Source organism: Microcoleus harperi Pol14_C6 (assembly GCF_036701295.1).
Taxonomy (GTDB): domain Bacteria; phylum Cyanobacteriota; class Cyanobacteriia; order Cyanobacteriales; family Microcoleaceae; genus Microcoleus.
In genome coordinates this window covers 32,704-53,012 of the sequence record NZ_JAUBQN010000015.1, presented here as the reverse complement: position 1 = coordinate 53,012, position 20,309 = coordinate 32,704, and the positions used below count along the sequence as shown (strand labels likewise).

The 20,309-nt window shown below is 44.1% G+C and carries 14 protein-coding genes; 9 read left to right on the top strand and 5 right to left on the bottom strand.

Features of this window, described 5'->3' with window-relative positions:
* Positions 1-5 precede the first annotated feature (5 nt).
* Entirely contained in the window at positions 6-524 is a 519-nt protein-coding gene (fcmC, locus tag QUA27_RS12775; RefSeq protein WP_333068371.1) for a filament morphology membrane protein FcmC, read from the top strand.
* A 353-nt stretch (positions 525-877) separates the two neighbouring features.
* Here the strand turns inward: fcmC and QUA27_RS12770 are convergent, their stop codons facing one another.
* The 4 genes from QUA27_RS12770 to QUA27_RS12755 all read right to left on the bottom strand — a co-directional run bounded on the left by QUA27_RS12770 (position 878) and on the right by QUA27_RS12755 (position 7,010).
* Positions 878-1,801: a hypothetical protein gene (locus QUA27_RS12770; protein WP_333068370.1), complete on the bottom strand. Its 924-nt coding sequence runs from the start codon at positions 1,799-1,801 to the stop codon at positions 878-880.
* 249 nt (positions 1,802-2,050) lie between these two features.
* Complete coding sequence (gene mgtE / locus QUA27_RS12765) at positions 2,051-3,448, bottom strand: magnesium transporter (RefSeq protein WP_333068369.1); 1,398 nt, start codon at positions 3,446-3,448, stop codon at positions 2,051-2,053.
* A 193-nt stretch (positions 3,449-3,641) separates the two neighbouring features.
* Complete coding sequence (locus QUA27_RS12760; RefSeq protein ID WP_333068368.1) at positions 3,642-5,378, bottom strand: ABC transporter permease; 1,737 nt, start codon at positions 5,376-5,378, stop codon at positions 3,642-3,644.
* A 288-nt stretch (positions 5,379-5,666) separates the two neighbouring features.
* A complete protein-coding gene (locus tag QUA27_RS12755; protein WP_333068367.1) occupies positions 5,667-7,010 on the bottom strand; it encodes an ABC transporter ATP-binding protein in 1,344 nt (447 codons plus the stop codon).
* A 175-nt stretch (positions 7,011-7,185) separates the two neighbouring features.
* Here QUA27_RS12755 and QUA27_RS12750 point away from each other — a divergent pair, with 175 nt between their 5' ends.
* The 7 genes from QUA27_RS12750 to QUA27_RS12725 all read left to right on the top strand — a co-directional run bounded on the left by QUA27_RS12750 (position 7,186) and on the right by QUA27_RS12725 (position 18,735).
* Positions 7,186-7,344: a hypothetical protein gene (locus QUA27_RS12750; RefSeq protein ID WP_333068366.1), complete on the top strand. Its 159-nt coding sequence runs from the start codon at positions 7,186-7,188 to the stop codon at positions 7,342-7,344.
* Between the two features lie 66 nt (positions 7,345-7,410).
* Positions 7,411-7,659: a hypothetical protein gene (locus QUA27_RS12745; protein ID WP_333068365.1), complete on the top strand. Its 249-nt coding sequence runs from the start codon at positions 7,411-7,413 to the stop codon at positions 7,657-7,659.
* A 341-nt stretch (positions 7,660-8,000) separates the two neighbouring features.
* Positions 8,001-8,150, top strand: a complete 150-nt coding sequence (locus QUA27_RS12740; RefSeq protein ID WP_333068364.1) for a hypothetical protein — start codon at positions 8,001-8,003, stop codon at positions 8,148-8,150.
* Positions 8,141-8,278 carry a hypothetical protein gene (locus QUA27_RS27400; protein ID WP_445251499.1) on the top strand — a complete coding sequence of 46 codons (138 nt, stop codon included), beginning with the start codon at positions 8,141-8,143 and terminating at the stop codon, positions 8,276-8,278. The genes QUA27_RS12740 and QUA27_RS27400 overlap by 10 nt, the downstream gene beginning before the upstream one ends.
* 760 nt (positions 8,279-9,038) lie before the next feature.
* The gene (locus QUA27_RS12735; protein WP_333068363.1) at positions 9,039-14,528 is read left to right on the top strand and encodes a PAS domain S-box protein; all 5,490 of its coding nucleotides are present in this window, start codon (positions 9,039-9,041) and stop codon (positions 14,526-14,528) included.
* A gap of 126 nt (positions 14,529-14,654) precedes the next feature.
* Positions 14,655-17,750 (top strand): response regulator, encoded by a 3,096-nt coding sequence (locus QUA27_RS12730; protein WP_333068362.1) that lies wholly within the window; start codon positions 14,655-14,657, stop codon positions 17,748-17,750.
* Between the two features lie 10 nt (positions 17,751-17,760).
* Positions 17,761-18,735, top strand: a complete 975-nt coding sequence (locus QUA27_RS12725; RefSeq protein ID WP_333068361.1) for a GGDEF domain-containing response regulator — start codon at positions 17,761-17,763, stop codon at positions 18,733-18,735.
* A 332-nt stretch (positions 18,736-19,067) separates the two neighbouring features.
* On the opposite strand, the gene crcB is transcribed toward QUA27_RS12725, so the two are convergent.
* Positions 19,068-19,466, bottom strand: coding sequence for a fluoride efflux transporter CrcB (crcB, locus tag QUA27_RS12720; protein ID WP_333068360.1), 399 nt, complete (start codon positions 19,464-19,466; stop codon positions 19,068-19,070).
* Positions 19,467-19,594: 128 nt separating this feature from the next.
* Here crcB and QUA27_RS12715 point away from each other — a divergent pair, with 128 nt between their 5' ends.
* The gene (locus tag QUA27_RS12715) at positions 19,595-20,233 is read left to right on the top strand and encodes a macro domain-containing protein (protein WP_333068359.1); all 639 of its coding nucleotides are present in this window, start codon (positions 19,595-19,597) and stop codon (positions 20,231-20,233) included.
* Positions 20,234-20,309 lie beyond the last annotated feature (76 nt).

Sequence of the window (20,309 nt, the reverse complement as noted above, 5' to 3'; positions counted from 1 at the left end):
ACCCTATGGCACTGTGGGCAAAAAATAAGGCGAATTTCTCGGTGGCGTTTACGGAAGATGCTGCGGATCAAACTTTGCTGGCCGCTATTGAAAAAGAGTTGGCTTTCACGAAGTATCAGACTTTCAGCAATCTCTGCAAGCAGGCTTTGTGGCAGTTTTTGTCTGTATCTGAGTCTACTAGCTCTACACAGAGCTTTCAGCGGTTGGAACAGCGTATTGCTGAACTTGTGGTCAAATTTGCTGAGTTTGAGCACAATGTTTCGGCAGAGGAATTAAGCCGTTTGGAGGGACTGGAACATCACCTGACTCAACTCAGCGCGCAGTTGGATCAATTGCAGGGGAGTGTTAACAGTAAGTTTGCTCAAGTTTCTTTTGCCCCAGTTTCAAAAGTAGTAGAGCCTGACCCCATTGAGTCTGAGTCTGTGGCGGATGATAATGTAGTGTCTGACGCTGAGGTTGCTCCTCGTCGGGAATCCGATCCTTTGTTGGAGCGTTTAAGTTCTTTGTTACCCCAAGATTTCTAAAATGAGGTAGACCTAGGCTACAAAGCCTTGAGATGTAATGTTAGTGGCCCGGTGTTGGCAGCCGGTACTGAATACAGAAACAAAGCGATCGCTCTTTTGAAAAAAAAGGGCGATCGCTTTGTTATATCAATTCCTCTGCATTAATCTGTTTTTATCTGCCCTCATCTGCGGTTAAAAAAAGAGAATTTATTAACCGCAGATGACAAAGGATTGACCCTGATTCACGCAGATGAAGATCAGAGAGATAAAAATAATTTCGATACTAACAGATTTGATATTATTTGTTAGTTGTCAGTTGACTGTTGACGCTTGTCTGTTTTCTGTGGTTACAAATTACCAATTACCAATTACCATTATTCGATTAATCCTAATTTTTGTAATCGCGAACGAATGGCACTAGGCTGTCGCTGAAATCTCTGAGCTAATTCGTCAATTTGTTGACCGCTAGCATATTCTTTTTTCAAATTTTCGTCTTCATCCTGACTCCACTTGACGTAAGCTCTGGGATATTTCTGGCGAATTTTCTCATTCTGGGTTTTAGGTCGATAACCATTCTTTTGAGCGGCATTCAAACCCGAACCTAACTGTGGGTTAATTTCCCCACTGCGACTAGCTAGCGCCTCTTGCACGCGGTTGGGAATCACAGCAATTTCTTCTGAGAGTTCAGCCAAAGCATTGTCTACTTTTTGCTGAAGTTCTGTTAGCTGCCGCTGCTGCAAACTGCCCCACTGCGGCAGTTCGTTGATAAACTGCTGCAAGTCCAGAATTATTGTTGTCAAAGTTTCGACTTGTTGCAACTCCGGCCGCTGTTTGAATTGGCGGCTGGTGAGTTCGATCTCGCTTTGAATCATTTTAATAGTTTTTTCTAAAATTATTAGTCGCTGGCGCAGGTTCTCAATTGCTGAAATTAGAGAGTGTACGTTTTCTCCAGGCGCAACATTGAGATTTTCGCGAGATGTTTGAGCAAGAGCTTCATCTAAAGCATTAACAGCAAGCTGCAATTGCTCGATCGCGCGATCGGTAGTAGCTGCTTGTTGATTTACGCGATCGAACGTGGCCGCCGTACTTGTTTTAACTTGCCTGTGCAGCTTCTGCCGGTTCACAAAATTCAACACCAACGAAATCACTACAGGCACTTGAGCATAAACGCTCGGCCCCCAAACCAAACTAGCAGCCAATCCCACAGCAGAGGCAGCAATAAAAACCACTTCAGCAGTTTCTAACAAATTGCTCGACTTGGGATTTTGGATTTTGGTGGATGAATTGGATGATGACATAGGCTAATACCATTTTAGATTTTAGATTTTAGATTTTAGATGTTAGATTTGGAATAACTGATGAAGCTCGGAGTTTCGAGCAATGGCCTATAGTTGCATTATTTTTTTCAACTGGTACAAGTATGCGGATAAAAATAAAGTAAGAAGCGCGAGCGCACCTATCCGGTATGAAATCGGACGCCGACCCCGAATTTAGCAGTGGTGAAAAACCGATTAAGTTTTTTATTCACAGCCATCTAATTAAATATATTAAATCTGCAAAATTAGTCGAGCTAAAGTGAAATAAATCAAGACCCCAAGGACATCAACTGCGGTGGTAATAAAGGGAGCAGACATTAAAGCGGGGTCTAAACCCAAAGAACGAAATAGAAACGGCAGAGCTGAACCGGCAATAGAAGCTAAAATTGCGATCGCAAACAAACTCACTCCCACCGCGAGTGCCACTGCTAAACTCCCTTGCAGAGTATAAGCCCAGCCCGTCGCTACAGTCCCCAATATAGCTCCTAGCAGCGCTCCCGCCATCCCCTCGCGAACAATTACTTGAAACGGCCCCATTGCTGTAATTTCATCAGTGTTCAAACCGCGAATTACAACGGTTGAGGACTGAGCGCCGACATTGCCTCCAGTGCCAGTCAGCAGGGGAATAAAGGCTGCTAGGGCGACTACTTGGTGCAAAATATCTTCTTGAGCTCTAATAATTGCGCCGGTGACAGTATTAGTTAAAAGCAGAACAAACAACCACACGACCCTTTTCCGGGCAACGGTGATTAAATCGGTCTGGAAATAATTGTCGCCGCCGGACTGGACGCCGCCCAAGGTATAAATATCTTTTGCTGCTTCTTGTTCTAAAATGTCGATCGCGTCGTCAACTGTAATGATCCCGACCAGCCGCTGTTCGCGGTCTACAACGGGTACAGCTAAAAAATCGTAACGCTGGATCAGCCTAGCTACTTCTTCTTGATCCGTTCCTGTTTGAACAGAAACTACGTCGCGGGTCATAATTTCGCCGACAGTTTTGTCGAGGGGGGAAGTGACTAAATCTCGCAAGGATAAAATGCCTGTCAAGCTGCGTCCGGCGTCGGTGACGTAAAGAGAATAAATTGTTTCGGTAGTTTTAGCCAAAGAGCGAATTCGGTCTAAAGCTTGGGCGACGGTAAAGCTTTCTTTCAGAGAAATATATTCCGGGGTCATGATCCGACCGGCGGTACTGGCTTCGTAACCCAAAAGTTGAGCCGTGGCTTCCCGTTCCGTCGGGCTCAATTCACCCAACAGGCGACGGACTAATATTGCCGGCAGTTCGTCAAAGAGTTTAGCTCGATCGTCCGGGGACATTTTGTCTACAATGTCAATGACTTCTTGGCGTTTGAATTTTTCGCAGAGGGACTGCTGAACGCTGGAGTCGAGATATTCGTAAACTGCGATCGCTTCGTCTTTGGAAAGCAAGCGGAAAGCTATTACTTGCATGGTTTCTGGCAGACCTTCTATAGCTTCAGCTATGTCTGCTTCCTGCACCGGGTGCAAAATCGCTTTTGCTCCTTTAAAGTCTCCTTCTTCCAACAGGGCCCTTAACTGCGATCGAACTAATTCCCGCAGTTCTTTTCGCGCGTAGGTGGGTAGAGAAGACGATTGATAATTTTTTTCTGTCACTGATGACCCTCCTAAACCTGTGCTGCGCGCCTTCCTGAATCCAGTTTAGAGCCTATTGACGCCACTGGTTGCAGTTATACGATTTATACCCGCGGGGTTAGCAATCCAGTTTCTTTGTGGAGGCTTCACCACCAAACCAAGATATATTCTCGAAACGGGTTTTTTGGGTATGGTGTTTTTGATATTGATTTACTTAAACCAACAATTGATATTTTTCTTGTGCCAAACGGTAAAGTGGCCGCCATACCAAACGGTTAGTCAATACAACCAACAACGACATCACAGAAGTAGCAGCCAACAGCAAGGGAAAGTTCCCAGATGCCGTAGCCTGAGAAATAGTTTCTCCCAAACCCTCTGTAGTAACAATTTGACCTTGAAACTGCACGTACTCGCTGACAATACTTGCATTCCAAGCACCCCCAACTGCTGTAATAATTCCTGTGATCAAGTAGGGAAAAATTCCCGGTAAAATTAAAGTTTGCCAGCGCTGAATTAGGGATAGTTTGTAAACTTGTGCAGCTTCAAATAACTCCGAAGGTATGGCTTGAGCGCCCGCAATAACATTAAACAGCAAATACCACATTGTACCCAACATCATCAGCGCCACTGAACCAATTTGCAAGCCTCCTCCAGCGTGAATTAAAGCTAGTAGTAATACGGGGAATATAGCAGTTGCCGGTACAGAAGCTGCTATTTGTACTAATGGCTGCAAAATTTGAGCTAAACGGGGATTTCGACCGATCCCCACTCCGACCGGCACTGTCCACAACAGCGATAAAAATAGCGCGCAAATGACGCGCAAAGCTGTGAAAAATGCACCTGTCATGACTTTTTGCCAGTCAGACAAATTCAGCAACCGCAGCAGCAGCAAAGCTTCCCAAGTTCCCCAAAGCACAATGACGGCAAACCCGCTAACAAATATCCAATTTATCCAATTTCCGATGCGGCTTCCTTGGCGATGATTTGCTGGTAAATCCACCGATGCAAAAGCTCTTGCCAAACCACGATCAAAACTATCGCCGATCGGCGAAATACGCGACTTCAAAACCCGCAGAGTCGCCGAGCGCCTTAAAAAATCCAACACATTTGACTGCGGTACATTGGTAGCTTCCACGGCTTGATATTTAAACTTTTCTACCCAAGCAATCAAAGGCTGCCAGATGAAAAAGTCTATGGCTATAATCACCCCAATTAAGACTGCTAAACCCCAGCCGATCGCCCCAAAATTTCCTTCATTTGCTGCCTTGCCCAAATAGGAACCGAGTCCGGGCAAATTAAAGTTTTTGTCCCCCAAGGTAAAAGATTCGATCGCAATCAAAAAGAACCAGCCGCCCGCCACTGACATGACGCTATTCCACACCAGTCCGATCGCCCCAGCCGGCAATTCTAACGTCCAGAACTGCTGCCAAGCATTGAGCCGATAAATTTGAGCAGCTTCCTTAAGTTCTTTCGGAATGCCGGAAAGCGACTGATAGAAACTAAAGGTCATATTCCAAGTCATCCCAGTAAATATTAAGATAATCGATGCAAGTTCTACGCCAATTATTTGACCGGGAAATAAAGTGACTAGCGCTAAAACAACTCCGGGCAAAAAAGATAAAACAGGGATCGACTGCAAAATGTCTAACAAGGGAATTAAAATTTTTGCAGCCAGGGGAAAACGGTAAGCAGAATAAGCATAAACTAGGGTAAACAGCAGCGATAAAAAATAGGCGGCTACCATACGTAAAAGACTCTGGGCTGTATATGCTGGCAAGACATTTAGCGTGGTCTCAATTTTGAAATTTGGGTTGTAGTCACTGGTGAATTGAGAAGCTGTTTGGACAATTACTAAAATTAGAGAGAAGATGGCTAGAATCAGCAAACCGTCTTGCCAAGTCCAAGCTGACCTTTCTAAAGTTTTATTTGCCGGTGTTAGAGGTCTTGTCATACGAAGTAGTTATTGGTAATCGGGAAAAAGGTAATTGGAAATTTGGAAGTTAGATTTTGGGGGAGCGGACGGCTAGGGCATCGGGTAATTGTTAATTGGTCATTGCTAGTAAATAATTAATCAATAGTCCGGACACTTTTCAATCACTAACCGCAGGATGAGGGTTTTAGCCTTCTCAGCGAGGTCAAATGCTAACGGTAGAATGAGGGTTTCAGCCTCTGAATCAAAAACTGTCCGGAGTATTGACTAATAACTAATTACTGATGACTGCGGACTAATGACTACTGACTACTGGCTACTGACTTCAGATTCTAAGAAGATTTCGCCGCCCGGTTGATCGTAACTGTATAACTCTGCATAGCGACCCCAGTCAATAGCAGTTTTCAATTGCCGCATTGCTTCTTGGGGGCTAAAGTGGGCTTCTAGAATATCCAAAATTAACTCTTCAGAAATGCGATGATTGCGCTTTGCCTGAAGCATTCGAGAAATTTGCTGTACCAGGCGAATATTGTTGAGAATTTGGGTACGAACAATTTGTTTGCGCTGGTCAATGCCGCCGGCAATAAACTGAATGCCAACTGGAGTTAAAAGGAGGTCGCCTTCTTGGATTACCAGAAATTCCATTAACTTTGCTGCTTCCACGATCGGCAAAATGTCATCAACCTCTAACATTAATTCTTGACCGAGGCGGTAGAGGTCTTTCTCCTTGCGGTCTTCCAAGAGTTCCAACAGACCTGCGATCGCACCGGTTCGCACCTGCGGCAGAGATTGGTATTTAGCGCTTTGAGCGGGTTGAGGTTGAGACACAGCAGCGACACTTTCAGCAGGTGCTGTCACTGTTTCGCAGCTCAATTCGGGATTGGTGAGAATTTTGTAAACTTGGTCTACGAGAGCTTGAAATTCGGGAGTTTTACGATCGCGGTAGTGCGGCAAAGTCACTGTTAACTCCGCGCGAATTCGCCCCGGGTTGCGACCCAAGACTACAACGCGATCGGCTAAAATTACCGCTTCCTCAATCCCGTGAGTTACGATTAACACCGCTTGAGTCGGAATCTTTTTTTCTAGCCATAAATCTAATAGCTCAAACCGCAAGTTTTCTGCCGTCAGCACGTCTAAAGCTGAAAACGGTTCATCCATGCAAAGCAATTCGGGTTCTACCGCCAAAGCTCTAGCAAATCCCACCCGCTGCCGCATTCCGCCGGAAAGTTCTTTCGGATAAGCATTTTCAAATCCGTCTAAACCGATAATGTCTATCATCCGTAAGGCTTTTTTGCGGCACGCTTCGGGCAATTCTCCTTTAGCTTTTAAGCCTAATTCTACATTTTCTAGTACGGTCAGCCAGGGATAAAGGGCAAAGTTTTGAAATACAATTGCCACCCCAGGATTTAAGCCGACTAAAGGACGATTGTGATAGATAACTTGACCGTTGCTGGGCGGGATAAGTCCGGCAATCATCCGCATTAATGTTGATTTTCCTGAACCGGACGGGCCGAGTAAAGCTACTATTTCTCCTGCTCTGATATCTAAATTAATTGACTCTAAAATAGAGATTTTTTGACCGTTAGGCTGCGGGTAAGCCTTGCTAACTCCTTCTAAGGTTATGAGACCCTCTGTTGCTGTTTTAACTACCACAATTAAACCTCCTATGTTGTGTTTGAAGTTAGTTATTAGGGAGTAGCTATTAGTCAGTAGTTATTAATCAGTAGTCAGTAGTTAGAAACTCTGGCAAACTGACCAATGATAATGGCTAATTGATACCAGTTTAGTAAAATAAGCAACTGCAGACCAGCCCTAACCATGATGCAGTTTGTCATTCTCAATCGAAAATCAAAAATGGTATGACTGCCGAGTATTCACTCAATTTTTTGTGACAGGCGATCGCTTTTTCACCAGCAACAACACTGGAAAAACAGCGAGTTGGAGCGCAACTGAAAATATAACCAGCCAATTAATTGAGCGATCGTAAACAATTATCATCGTCCAACTGCCCAGAAAGCACGATCAGCCATAGCCTGTGTTAAAAATCCCATAGGTGGCACCTCTCTTGTTTGCAGGCACGAGTCGAGCTAAGGCGGCTTTCAAAATCGATTCCTGGACTCCCATAGCTATACCCTATAAAGTCATTCCTAGCAATCCCCCCTCCCCATTTCCCAACAATACCAATGGGGCAAACAGTGAAGAAAAAATTACTGCAAACATCAGAGTTAAGATGCCGAGGCGATCAAACTTGCCTCTCAAAAATCAGGGCTGCGATCGCGTCACTCCCATCGCCCAAGGGTAAAATATAGGAATCTAGGTGTCAAATGCGATCGCGCTTCTGTGAAAATCAGTCAATTTGAGATGTGAGACTTCGGTGTGAGCGCTCAGTCGAAGGATTTGAGATTTTAGATTTACTCCAAAGATTAATCTGGGAGCAACAAGAGTCTAAAGTTTTTATCTCTCCACCAAACAAGTCGGGGGCTTATATTCGTTTTTAGGTAGGGTCAAAGGCAATGAAGGGAAAATCCTCATAGCCCTCACTAATCAGCCCTAAAGTATCTAAATAAACCCAAAACAGCCCGGCTATCCTTCCGCTTTAATTTTTAACCCTCCTGCTTCAAAATCGCGGGGATTGAGATAGGTTTGCTGAAGTACCAACAGCACTGTCAGCCCCAAAAAAAGCTGCCACAGCCAAAATCGCAAAGCCTAACCGATAACCCAATTGCTTTGCGCGTGCGATCGGCTATCATCAATAACGACGCTGGCGATCGCTATTTGATACCGTGCAGTTGATCGTCGGACTCGATCGATTGCGAAATGTTAACTATCTAAATCCTTTCTTCTTCACCTTCACGGGTTATACACACAAAGAAATTTTGGGCAATAATTGGTTTGACACCTTCTTACCTTGCGAGCATTAACAATCAATTAAAACTGTCAATATCACCTGCCAGCAGTGATAGTGAATTCCCTCGCTCCAGTTATGCTTCCTGTTCAAACTGCCAATCTGTTGGGCTGGGATTTAGACTCTCAGATCAAATCAAGGAACAGGGAACAGGAAAACAATTTTATGTAGGAATGGATCTCAAAAGCTGCATCTGAATAGTGTAGGATTATAACAAACCAGATGGGACATTACAAGGTGCGCGTTGTGGGATAAAAATTCTCTGCGCCCTTAAATTTATTACGGAATGTTTAAACTTGTATCTTTTCCTTAACCCTTTTATATTCTTTACCAAATCTTTATTTTTTTTCTCTATGGTCTGGTTATGGTTGCTTCAAGCGAGCTTACAGCACTTTGCAAAAGAGTGAAATACCCTTGAGTTTTATTTACAAAAGAGGTCTTTATGCCACACTGCCCCTGCTGCTCGAATCAAATGCTGCGTCACGTTAGCAAGCATCCAATCTACTGGTTTTGTCCCCAATTTTGGCAAACAATACCTATTTACAATTTGAACAGATGTGGCTCATCGCTCTCAATAAATCTAGTTAAAGGGCTAGGGGTTAAATAACAACATTCTTTACCGATGTATTTAACAGATAAACTTAGGTATCTAAAGTTTAGAGACACCTTATCGCTAACTGGTTTTCCGGCTCAATACTTAGTTTCATTGCATCATTAAATTACCCAAGTATAGCCAAAAAATTTGAAGGCTACTCAATTCATCTATCGCTTAATTTATGGTAATCCCTCGACGCAAAGTAATTATAAGTTTAGACCAAACACCATTTAAACGATTGCTACCTCTTTTGCTTGGTGTGGTGGCTTCTCTTGCTATTTTATTTACGTGGCAACAGCTAACCATCAACGGACAAATTCACATCGAGCAGTTAATTCAGCAGGAAGCCAATGCGATTCAGTCACAACTGAGCGAAGGATTATCAATTCGGGTGTTGACACTTCGGCAAATGGCGAATCGCTGGGAAGCTAATGGCGGTACACCACAGGCTCTTTGGGAAGCCGATGCTGAGGCTTATGTAAAGGATTTCTACGGTTATCAGGCGATCGAATTAGTCGATCCATCATTTAAAGTGCGATGGGTTGCGCCACTGGCAGGGAATGAGGCAGCGCAAAACCTAGATTTTAATCGGGAACTGCGTCGCAAAATCACTTTGCAACTAGCTCGTGATTTGCGTCAACCTATCTTAAGTCGCAATATTTCACTTATTCAAGGGGGTCAAGGATTTATAGCAAGTTTTCCTTTGTTTGTAGGTGAACGTTTTGATGGGTTTATTGTCGGTGTTCTTAAGTTTAAAACTCTATTTGAAAGTATTTTAAAAGTGCCACCCGGGTACAAGGTGGCTATCTATGCTGGCACAAATTTGCTCTATGGTCAAGAGTTTGTGTCACAATATTTAGCTCCAGAAACAGTTGTAGTGAAAGCCTATGGTGTAGACTGGCGCATAGATATTTATCCAATTTCAGATTTAGTAGAAAGTGTCAAGTTTTATTGGCCGAGAGTTGTATTAATTGGTGGCTTAGTTTTAGTTTTTTTGCTTGTGTGGGTCATGTATCTCGCACAAGTTAGTTATTGCAAAGTCGATAAGTTCAAAAAAGCCAATCGCCAGTTGCAAAGGGAAATTCACCAGCGACAACAGGCAGAAATTGCGATCGCCCGACTAGCTGCGATCGTTGAGTCTTCGGAAGATGCCATTATCAGCAAAGATTTAGAGGGTGTAGTTACAAGTTGGAATGTAGGAGCAGAAACAATTTTTGGCTATAAAGCGGTTGAAATAGTAGGGCAATCAGGGACAAAACTGATTCCTGCAGACTATCGAGATGAGGCAAACGAAATTCTCACCAAAATCCAGCGAGGAGAACAGATCGAACACTACGATACAAAGAGGCTGAGGAAAGATGGAACATTAATCGATGTCTCGATGAGTGTCTCCCCCATTAAAGACGAAACAGGGAATATAATTGGAGCCTCAAAGATTGCCCGGAATATTGCTGACCGCAAACAAGCAGAAGCAGCACTACGTGAAAGTGAAGAACGCTGGGAACTGTCTGTACGCGGGAATAATGACGGCATTTGGGATTGGAATGTTCAAACCAACGAGGTCTTCTTTTCTAGTCGCTGGAAGCAAATGCTGGGCTATCAAGACCAGGAAATCCAAAACACTCTAGACGAATGGAGTAATCTGGTACATCCTGATGATTTGGGATGGGTGATGCAAGCCGTTCAAGACCATTTTGCCAAGAAAACTCCTTTCTATCTCACAGAATATCGCCTTCGCAGCAAAGATGGTTCCTACAAATGGATTTTGGATCGCGGTCAGGCACTTTGGGATGATGCAGGTAACGTAATTCGGATGGCTGGCTCTCACACCGACATTACCGAGCGCAAGCAAGCTGAAGTTGCTTTACAGGTCAGCGAAGCCAGGTATCGGCAATTAATTGATAACTTAAATGCAGGTTTTGTGATTCATGCGACAGATACCAGCATTCAATTATGTAATGAAAGAGCTGGTGAATTACTAGGGCTTTCAATGGATCAAATGCTGGGAAAAACTGCGATATCTCCGGCCTGGCATTTTGTGCGGGAAGATGGCAGCGTGATGCCTCTAGAGGAATATCCGGTAAAGCAGGTTTTATCCAGTGGAAGTTCCCTCAAAAATTATGTTTTAGGAATTAAAAAAGAAATTAATAGTTGTGTTTGGGTATTAGTTAATGCCTACCCGGAGTTCGATCAAAACGGTAAAATCACCCAAGCTGTAGTTACGTTTATTGATATTAGTAATCGCAAAAAAGTAGAGCTGGAAATCCAGAAAACTCGCAATTTCTTACAAGCATTGCTGGATCATCTACCGCTCGCAATTTTTGTTAAGGAGGCAGAGCCTAAACGATTTGGCGTATTTCAGTTTTGGAATAAAACCAGCGAACGGTTATTTGGCATCTCAGCCGAAAACGCGATCGGCAAAAGTGGCTATGATTTTTTCCCAATAGAACAGGCTATCTTTTTCGATCAAAAGGATAGAGAAGCTTTTGAAAAAGGTAAGACGGAGGATATTGCTGAAGAAATCATTGACAGTCATAGTCTGGGAAAACGTTGGCTGCATACGGTGAAGATTCCCATTTACGACGAACAGCATCAGCCCCAGTACCTACTTTGTTTTTCAGAAGATATCACCGATCGCAAACACGCAGAAGCAGAGCGTAGAGAAATGAGTGAGGTGATGCAAAATGCGCTGTCGGGCATTTCCAAACTGGATGTACAAGGGCGGTACCTCTATGTCAATAAAGCATATTCTGACGTGACAGGCTATCAGCCAGAAGAAATGGTGGGGATGCCCTGGGAAAAAACCGTACATCCCGATGAGTTGGAAAAACTGGTTGCAGCTTATGGGCTGATGGTGCAAGAGGGCAGAGTTGAAGTTGAAACGAAAGGGGTTCGTCAAGATGGTTCAGTTTTTTACAAACAAGTGGTGATGATTTCAACTTACGACGAACAGCACCAGTTTATGGGGCATTACAGCTTCATGAAAGATATTAGCGATCGCAAAAAAGCCGAACTTGCACTAGAACAGGAACTCCTGCGGAGTAAAGCCTTCTTCAACACTTCCCTGGACGGTGTTGTTGTCATGGATTGGGTCGGAAAAGTTGTCGAAGCTAGTCCCAGCTTTGCTCAAATGCTGGGCTACACCCTAGAAGAAACCATGAATCTGAGTGTGTTTGATTGGGATGCTGAATGGACGAGGGAAGAACTACAACTTATGCTCCAGAGAGAGGAGATTATTCCACTGTTTGAAACGCGACATCGCCGCAAGGATGGTTCTGTATATGACGTGGAAATTAGCTGGAACCGGGTGGAATTACAAGATGAGATGATGAACTACTGTATCTGCCGGGATATTAGCGATCGCAAACGCAACGAAGCCGAACGCCAACAAGCAGAACAGGCACTCAGAGAGAGTGAAACTCGCTTCCAAGCCTTCATGAATCACAGCCCTGCCCCTGCCTGGATTACCGATGAAAATGGTGTAATGCTCTATGCCAGCCAGACTTATCTCAATACCTTGAAGTTACCCACTGACGATGTGATTGGAAAATCCATTTTTGAACTTTACCCCGCCGCCTTCGCCCAACAATATCTAGACAATATCCAAACGGTTGCTCAAACCAACGAGCTAATTGAAACGATTGAGATTGCGCCCCGTCGAGATGGAACCCTGGGTGAGTTTCTGGTTTACAAATTTCTCATCCCCGACTTACCTGGGCAAATGCTAGTAGGTGGTGTGGCGATCGATGTGACCCGACAAAATCAAGCGGAAACCGCTTTACAACGGAGTGAGGAACGCTTAATGCTGGCACTAGAAGCCTCTGGAGATGGACTATGGGATTGGAAAATTGAAACTGGAGAAATTTACATTAATTCCTACTACCAGGAGATGCTGGGCTATAAGCCCGGTGAGTTGGTGATTGATGTGAACGTCTGGGAACAGATGATTCACCCTGATGATAAATTCTGGGTTTTTGAGGCTCTCTATAGTAACTTGCAAGATAGCTCTCTCAAATATGCCTTTGACTATCGTGTGCGTTGCAAGTCAGGTGAGTGGAAGTGGATCGCTAACTACGGGAAAGTCGTTGCCTACGATGAAGATGGTAAGCCTTTACGGATGATTGGAACGCACAAAGACATTAGCGATCGCAAACAAAAAGAACTGGCACTGCAGCACGCAATGGAAGCCGCAGAAGCAGCGAACTTGGCAAAAAGTACCTTCCTAGCCAATATGAGCCACGAATTACGCACACCTCTCAACGTAATTCTAGGATTTGCCCAGGTGATGACCCATGACCCCTCCCTAACTCCCAACCAAAAACAAGACCTGCAAACAATTCGACGCAGTGGGGATCACCTTTTGAGTTTGATTAACGATGTGCTGGATCTCTCGAAAATTGAATCTGGACACTGCACAGTTGAACAAAGCGGATTGGACTTAATTGCGCTGCTGCATTCCCTCCGAAATATGTTGGCGGAACGAGCAAGTTCTAAAGGACTTGACCTTTGTTTCGAGATTGCGCCAGAAGTTCCCCAATTTATGCTTGTCGATGCTCAAAAACTGCGCCAAGTTTTGCTGAATCTGCTGAGTAATGCCATCAAATTTACCGATCGGGGAAGCATTACTTTGCAAGTCAGCATTGAGGCGGACGGTACAGGAGCATTAAGCACAACTCGGCCGATTCTCCAGTTTGTAGTTGCTGACACAGGTTTAGGGATTGCATCGGTCGAACTCGACACCATCTTCGATGCGTTTGTGCAAGCTCAAGCTGGGAAGCGCTCGACCGGCGGTACTGGGCTAGGTCTAACCATTAGCCGCAAATTGTTGGAACTCATGGGCGGAAAAATTTCTGTCAGCAGCACAGTGGGACAGGGGAGTACCTTCACATTTACCCTTCCCGTCAGCCCCATCAGTGGAGTTAATGTTACACCCGAAGAGAATAATCGCCTCGTGATTGGGCTGGCTCCAAGTCAAGGGGATCATCGCATTTTGGTGGTTGACGATCAAGCAGAAAATCGCTTGCTAATGGTCAGATTACTGACACAATTAGGATTAGAGGTAAAAGAAGCTACCAACGGACAGCAAGCTGTGCAGATTTGGCAACAATGGCAACCCGACCTAACCTGGATGGACATTCGGATGCCCGTGTTAGATGGATACGAGGCTACGAAGCAAATTCGGGCAATGGAAGACGGACACAACAGTATCATTATTGCACTTACGGCCCAGGCTTCCCAGAGCGATCGCGCCCTCGCCTTGGCTGCTGGCTGCAACGACTACATCAGCAAGCCCTTCCGGGAACAAACCCTATTTCTTAAGATGGCCGAATACCTGGGGTTAGAGTATGTATATGAGGAAGAGGAAACAGAAAAGGAGGAACGGGGAACAGATTGTTTTCCTTCTTACCTCTGTTCTGTTGCCTCTTCCGTTTCAGATTCCCTCGATCCAATGCTTTTGGCGACATTACCAAGAGTATGGGTGGTTCAGTTGGAAGATGCTGCTTTATGTGGGGATGATGTTGCGATAATTGAACTGGTAGCTCAACTTTCCTCAGAACTCGCTCAATTCGGTACTTATCTGACGGAACTCGCCAACCAGTATCAATTTGAAAAAATTCTTAATCTAATTCAAGACCATTTCCCAATTGGAATTCCTCCATTGGATTTATAAGCTGTTGTGCAGTTAAACCTTTGATTAGGACTAGGGAATTAGAAATATCCAACAATAATTCAATTTAATTGTTGGTAATTAGTAGTGGAACACCTCTTAATTTTTATTGATAATTACTGCTATAAGATGCCTAATAAAACACCCCAAATTTCCCAACTTACTCCGGTCAATTTAAATAATTTAGAGGAATGCAGCGAAGAAGCCGTGTATGCTCCCGGTCATATTCAGCCACACGGAATCGTTTTATTGATGCAAGAAAAAAGCCTCAATATTTTACAAGTAAGTGAAAATGTAGAACAGTTATTTGGCATTTCGGCAGAAGAATTGCTAGGTCAGCCATTGCCAGGGTTATTGGGTCACGATCGAGTACAAGAAATTGTTAGGTGTCTAGATCGAGAACAACTAAACATTCATAAGGTTTTCGATCTAAAAATCCCTCTCAAAGACGGCACGATTCAAAGATATAGAAGCACACTGCATCAGCTACCAGATGAGTTGATTCTGGAGCTGGAACCCCACTTGACTATTGAAAATAATCATTCAATCGATTTTTATCAGCGTCTGCAAACAGTTATCCTCAACTTTCGCAGTGCGATCGATATTTCGGATTTAGCTCAAACCATTGCTAGAGAAGTGAAAGCCATGACCGGGTTCGATCGGGTAATGGTCTATCGCTTTGAAGCCGATGACCATGGGGTAGTGATTGCCGAAGAGAAAGAAAGTTCTCTAGAAAGCTACCTGGGATTGCATTACCCGGCGATCGATATTCCCGTACCCGCCCGCAAATTGTTTTACAGCAATTGGGTGCGCCAAATTCCCAATATCAATTACACCCCGGCCCGCCTAATTCCCACCAACCATCCCCTAACCAATACATCCCAGGATCTAAGTGCTTGTGTGTTAAGGGGAGTATCTCCCTACCACATTGAATATTTGCAAAATATGGGAGTTGCTGGGACACTGACGATTTCGTTAATTGACGATCGGCGTCTCTGGGGATTAATTGCCTGTCACCATTACAGCCCGCGATTGCTAGATTACGAAACTCGCAAAACCTGTGAATTTCTAGGACAATTTGCCTCGATCGAACTGCTGCATCAGCAAGAGCGAGAATTGAACGTTTACCGATCGCAGGCAAAAACTATTCAGGAGCAACTTCAGCAGGCATTCCGGCGAGAGTCTAATTTTATCGAACAAGTATTGACCGAAAATGCTTCTCAAATGCTAGATTTAGTTCATGCTCAGGGAGCTGCAATTCTGCTCGATGGTCGTCTGACATTGGTGGGTAAAACACCATCTGAAGCTGAGGTTGACGAGCTTGTGCAGTGGTTGCTGCAACAGAACAAAGAACGAGTGTTTGCAACAGCTTCTTTGTCTCAGTTTTATCCCCAAGCGAAGCAATTCAAAGAGCGAGCTAGCGGTGTTTTAGCAATCTCAATCTTCCTATCCTACGCCATACAAAAGTCATACCATATCCTTTGGTTCAGACCCGAACAAATTCAAACCATAAACTGGGCAGGTAATCCACAGGATGCTGTGTCGATCGACGAAATTGGAAAAATGCACCTGTGTCCCCGCAAATCCTTTGAACTGTGGCAAGAGACAGTGCGGGAGATGTCTTATCCGTGGCAGATTGCAGAGTTAGAAGCTGCCGCCGAAATGAGGCATATCCTTATGCTGGCGGTGTTAGAATTTTCGCAAGCTGCCCTAGAACACGCTGCACAAAAGGCAGCAATAGCCAACCGTGCCAAAAGCCAGTTCCTTGCGAACATGAGCCACGAACTCAGAACGCCACTCAACGCGATTCTGGGATTTACCCAGCTTATGAACCGCAGCCCCCATATCCCAGAAGAATTTCAAGAGCATTTAGGGATCATTACCCGTAGTGGAGAACACCTGCTGACATTGATCGACGATGTTTTGCAAATGTCTAGGATTGAAGCAGGGCAATTGGTACTGAGTCGAAGCTGTTTTAATCTGCATCGAATGCTGGGCTCTATTAACGAGATGTTCAGCATCAAAGCGCCTGAGAAAGGGTTACATTTGAGCAGCGAGTGGGATGCTACTGTTCCCCGTTATGTCTGTGGGGATCAAGCAAAACTTCGCCAAATCTTGATTAATCTGCTGGGGAATGCTATCAAATTTACAACAACAGGAAGCATAGCCCTGCGCGGACGAGCTTTTTCATCAGATGATATGCCATCCGGTACAATTCGCTATCGCGCCACTAATCCACCTGATATTAAACCAACTATTACCCTGTGTCTCGAAGTTGAGGATACCGGATCTGGCATTTCTCCCTCAGATTTAGAATCAATTTTTGACGCTTTCATGCAAACCAATCGCGGTCGCAACGATCGAGGAACAGGTTTAGGACTGTCTATCAGTCGTGAGTTTGCGCGTCTGATGGGAGGCGATATCACCGTGCGAAGCACCCTGAATCGAGGCTCGACTTTTACGTGCCAAGTTGTTTTAGAACTACCAGAGTCCCTTGATTTAGAGGAACCTGAAATTAGCGATCGGATTATCGGGCTCGCACCTGGGCAACCTATCTACCGAATTCTAATAGTAGAAGACGTTCCAGAAAATCGGCAACTGCTGGTGACACTGCTGGAGTCATTTGGGTTTGATGTGTGTGCGGTGGAAAATGGGGTAGAGGCGATCGATCGTTGGCAAACATGGAACCCTGACCTGATTTTGATGGACATTCAAATGCCTGTCATGGATGGTTATGAAGCGACGAGACAGATTCGATCACAACAGTCATTAGTCATTAGTCATGAGTCATCAGCAGATAACTCAGGGCAAATGTCACAGGACAAAAGACAAATTACACGCATCATTGCCCTCACTGCCTATGCTTTTGAAGACGATCGTATCGCCAGCCTGCAAGTCGGTTGCGATGACTATATTGCCAAGCCGTTTACTGAAGACACACTTTTCGACAAAATAGCTCATCACTTGGGCGTCCGCTACTGCTACGCCGAAAAATTTCCGCCAGATTCATCAGCTTCGCCACCAAAGATATTTACTCCAGACTTGAAAACCATGCCCACCAAGTGGATTGCAGAAGTTCATGAAGCAGCACTCGATCTTAGTGATAATAAGCTTTATGAACTTATCGCTCAAATTCCCAAGGAGAAACAAGATTTAATCAAGGCGATGACATCTCTGGTCGATAACTTTCAGCTTGAAGCGATCGCAACTCTCACCCAGATTTAGGAACAAGCTCATGACAACTCTATTCAAACTTGCGGCCAAAACCCATATTCTCATCGTGGATGATACCCCAGACAATCTGCGCTTGTTAGCCAAAATTCTAGAGTCACAGGGCTATATTGTGCGTAAAGCCCTCAACGGCAGAATGGCACTCCAAGGTGTTCATCGCGACCCACCGGCTCTAATTTTACTTGACATCAATATGCCAGAGATGAATGGGTACGAAGTCTGCCAAAAGTTAAAAGCATCGGAAGCGAGTGCTCAGATCCCGGTTATTTTTATCAGTGCGCTCGAACAACTGGAAAACAAGGTTCTAGCCTTTGAACTGGGTGGTGTAGACTATATTACCAAACCCTTTCAAGAGCAGGAAGTGCTGATGCGAGTAAAAAATCAATTACTCATCCAACAGCAACGCCAACAACTGCTCGAACAAAATCAACGTTTAGAACACGAAATCCAAGAACGTCTGAGAGCGGAAGCAGAAGTAAGGCAGCTATCCGTGACCGATGAATTAACTGGATTATATAACCGACGGGGCTTCTTTTTACTAGCAAATCAACAATTGAAAATTGCTCGACGCACGCAAACATCCTATTTTATTTTGTTCGCTGACTTAGATGGTTTGAAAAAGATTAACGACACTTTAGGACACGAAATGGGAGACAGAGTAATCGTTGATGCAGCTCAAATATTGAAGCAAACCTTTCGTGAGGCGGATATTGTTGCTCGACTGGGAGGAGATGAATTTGCTTTATTCATTCCTAACTTTTCGGGTGATTCATCTACTAATTTCCAAGCTCGGCTGCAAGAAAATATAGATCGCTTTAATCAAAAGTCCGAGCGAGCTTATATATCAATAAGTCTTGGTGTAGAATTGGGGGATTTAAAGAATGAAGTTTTATTAGAACAATTGCTGGCAAAGGCTGACAAACTCATGTACGAGCATAAACGCACCAAACGCTGTTTAAATCCTCAACCGTTCTTTTGAGAACAACGGTATCGGAGCGTCATAAGCATTATTTATTAAACGTGAGTTCAATCGAGAAAGAGTAAACTGAAAACAACATAAGGAAACAGTTTGAAGACTTTAGCTGCTCAGCCGCAAAACACGATGCAGTACACATCGTCACACCTAAACCTGACAGGGTAGCAACCCAGTTTAAAGCTCTACCTGTATTAGGTTAAGGATGTGAGAAAAAGATGTCGTCGGTATTGTCCAGAACCTCGATATCAAATTGACAAACTGATGCTGCATGGGTTCAGTGTTTGCCTACAATGGCATTCTTTTTAAGTGGTATTTTTTTCATAAATCGATGTTATCTATTTACCAATTCGTGCTAAAATGACACCAAGCTGAACAGCGATTACTCCGAGTATGGCACTGCCTGCCCAGTAAAAAGCGGCGATGCTGTAAGATCGATCGCGCCACAAGACGTTCGTCTCTAAACCGTAAGTAGAAAAAGTAGTATAAGCACCCAAAAAGCCCGTTGCTACAATTAACCGCACTTCCGACGGAATAGTCACCACCCGTTCAAAAGCGAGGGTGATAAAAAATCCCATAGCCAAGCAACCCGTGATGTTAATAAAAAAAGTTCCGTAGGGAAAAGCCGTCCCGAAACGATTGGCAAACCACAAGGTGATATAATACCGGGTCAAAGCGCCGGCAACGGCACCTAAACTAATTGCGATCGGATTGCGAAGATTCGGGTCTTGCAGCATACAGCTATTAAATATTTGCTACTTGATATAGAGATGAATTTTAGATTCAGCGGACTTATGTAAAGTATTGTAGGATTAAATTGGCGATCGCTCTAGCTGTTCGTAATTAAAATTAAGAGAGAGTATTTATGCAAATTGTGCTGGCTACCTTAGACGATGGTTTAGTTAGAGCGTGGGAAAGCACTTGCGGCAGTATGGAAAATGTAAAGATACATCACGGTTCAATATTTGATGTCAAATGCGATGCTATTGTTAGTCCGGGGAATAGTTTTGGTTTCATGGACGACGGCTTAGATTTAGAAATTTCCGAATATTTTGGAGGGCAGGTTCTTGAACGATTGCAAAAACTAATTCAGGCTCGACATCACGGCGAACTTTTAGTAGGACTGGCAGAAATTGTAGACACCGATCATGCTGAAATTCCCTATTTAATAGCTGCACCAATCATGCGGGTTCCCACAGTTTTAAGAGAAACAGTAAATGTTTATCTAGCAACCCGTGCTATTTTGACTCTCGTAAAATTTGGCTCAGTCCCAGATGGAACACCAGTCAAACATATAATTGAAACTATCGCTATTCCCGGCATGGGTACGGGAATGGGAAAAGTGCCTCCACATATCTGCGCCACTCAAATGAAAGTTGCGCTCGAAGAGATACTGTTATCTCAATACGAATTTCCTCAATCTTTACTGCACGCTCAAAGATGTCACCACTTGTTATATAGAGACGAGAGCGAAGATTTGCAGTTGGAAAATGGAAACTACTAAATTTGCCCGTTTTATAGTGTTCAGTAACCAAGTTTATTAATGTGTGTTTTTTTTAGGTAGAGAGACGTATCCCTAA

Bases quoted from the DNA above. Each gene is read 5' to 3' on its own strand.
- fcmC (WP_333068371.1), top strand. From the start codon at position 6: ATGGCACTGTGGGCAAAAAATAAGGCGAATTTCTCGGTGGCGTTTACG.
- QUA27_RS12770 (WP_333068370.1), bottom strand. From the start codon at position 1,801: ATGTCATCATCCAATTCATCCACCAAAATCCAAAATCCCAAGTCGAGC.
- QUA27_RS12760 (WP_333068368.1), bottom strand. From the start codon at position 5,378: ATGACAAGACCTCTAACACCGGCAAATAAAACTTTAGAAAGGTCAGCT.
- QUA27_RS12735 (WP_333068363.1), top strand. From the start codon at position 9,039: ATGGTAATCCCTCGACGCAAAGTAATTATAAGTTTAGACCAAACACCA.
- QUA27_RS12730 (WP_333068362.1), top strand. From the start codon at position 14,655: ATGCCTAATAAAACACCCCAAATTTCCCAACTTACTCCGGTCAATTTA.
- QUA27_RS12725 (WP_333068361.1), top strand. From the start codon at position 17,761: ATGACAACTCTATTCAAACTTGCGGCCAAAACCCATATTCTCATCGTG.
- crcB (WP_333068360.1), bottom strand. From the start codon at position 19,466: ATGCTGCAAGACCCGAATCTTCGCAATCCGATCGCAATTAGTTTAGGT.
- QUA27_RS12715 (WP_333068359.1), top strand. From the start codon at position 19,595: ATGCAAATTGTGCTGGCTACCTTAGACGATGGTTTAGTTAGAGCGTGG.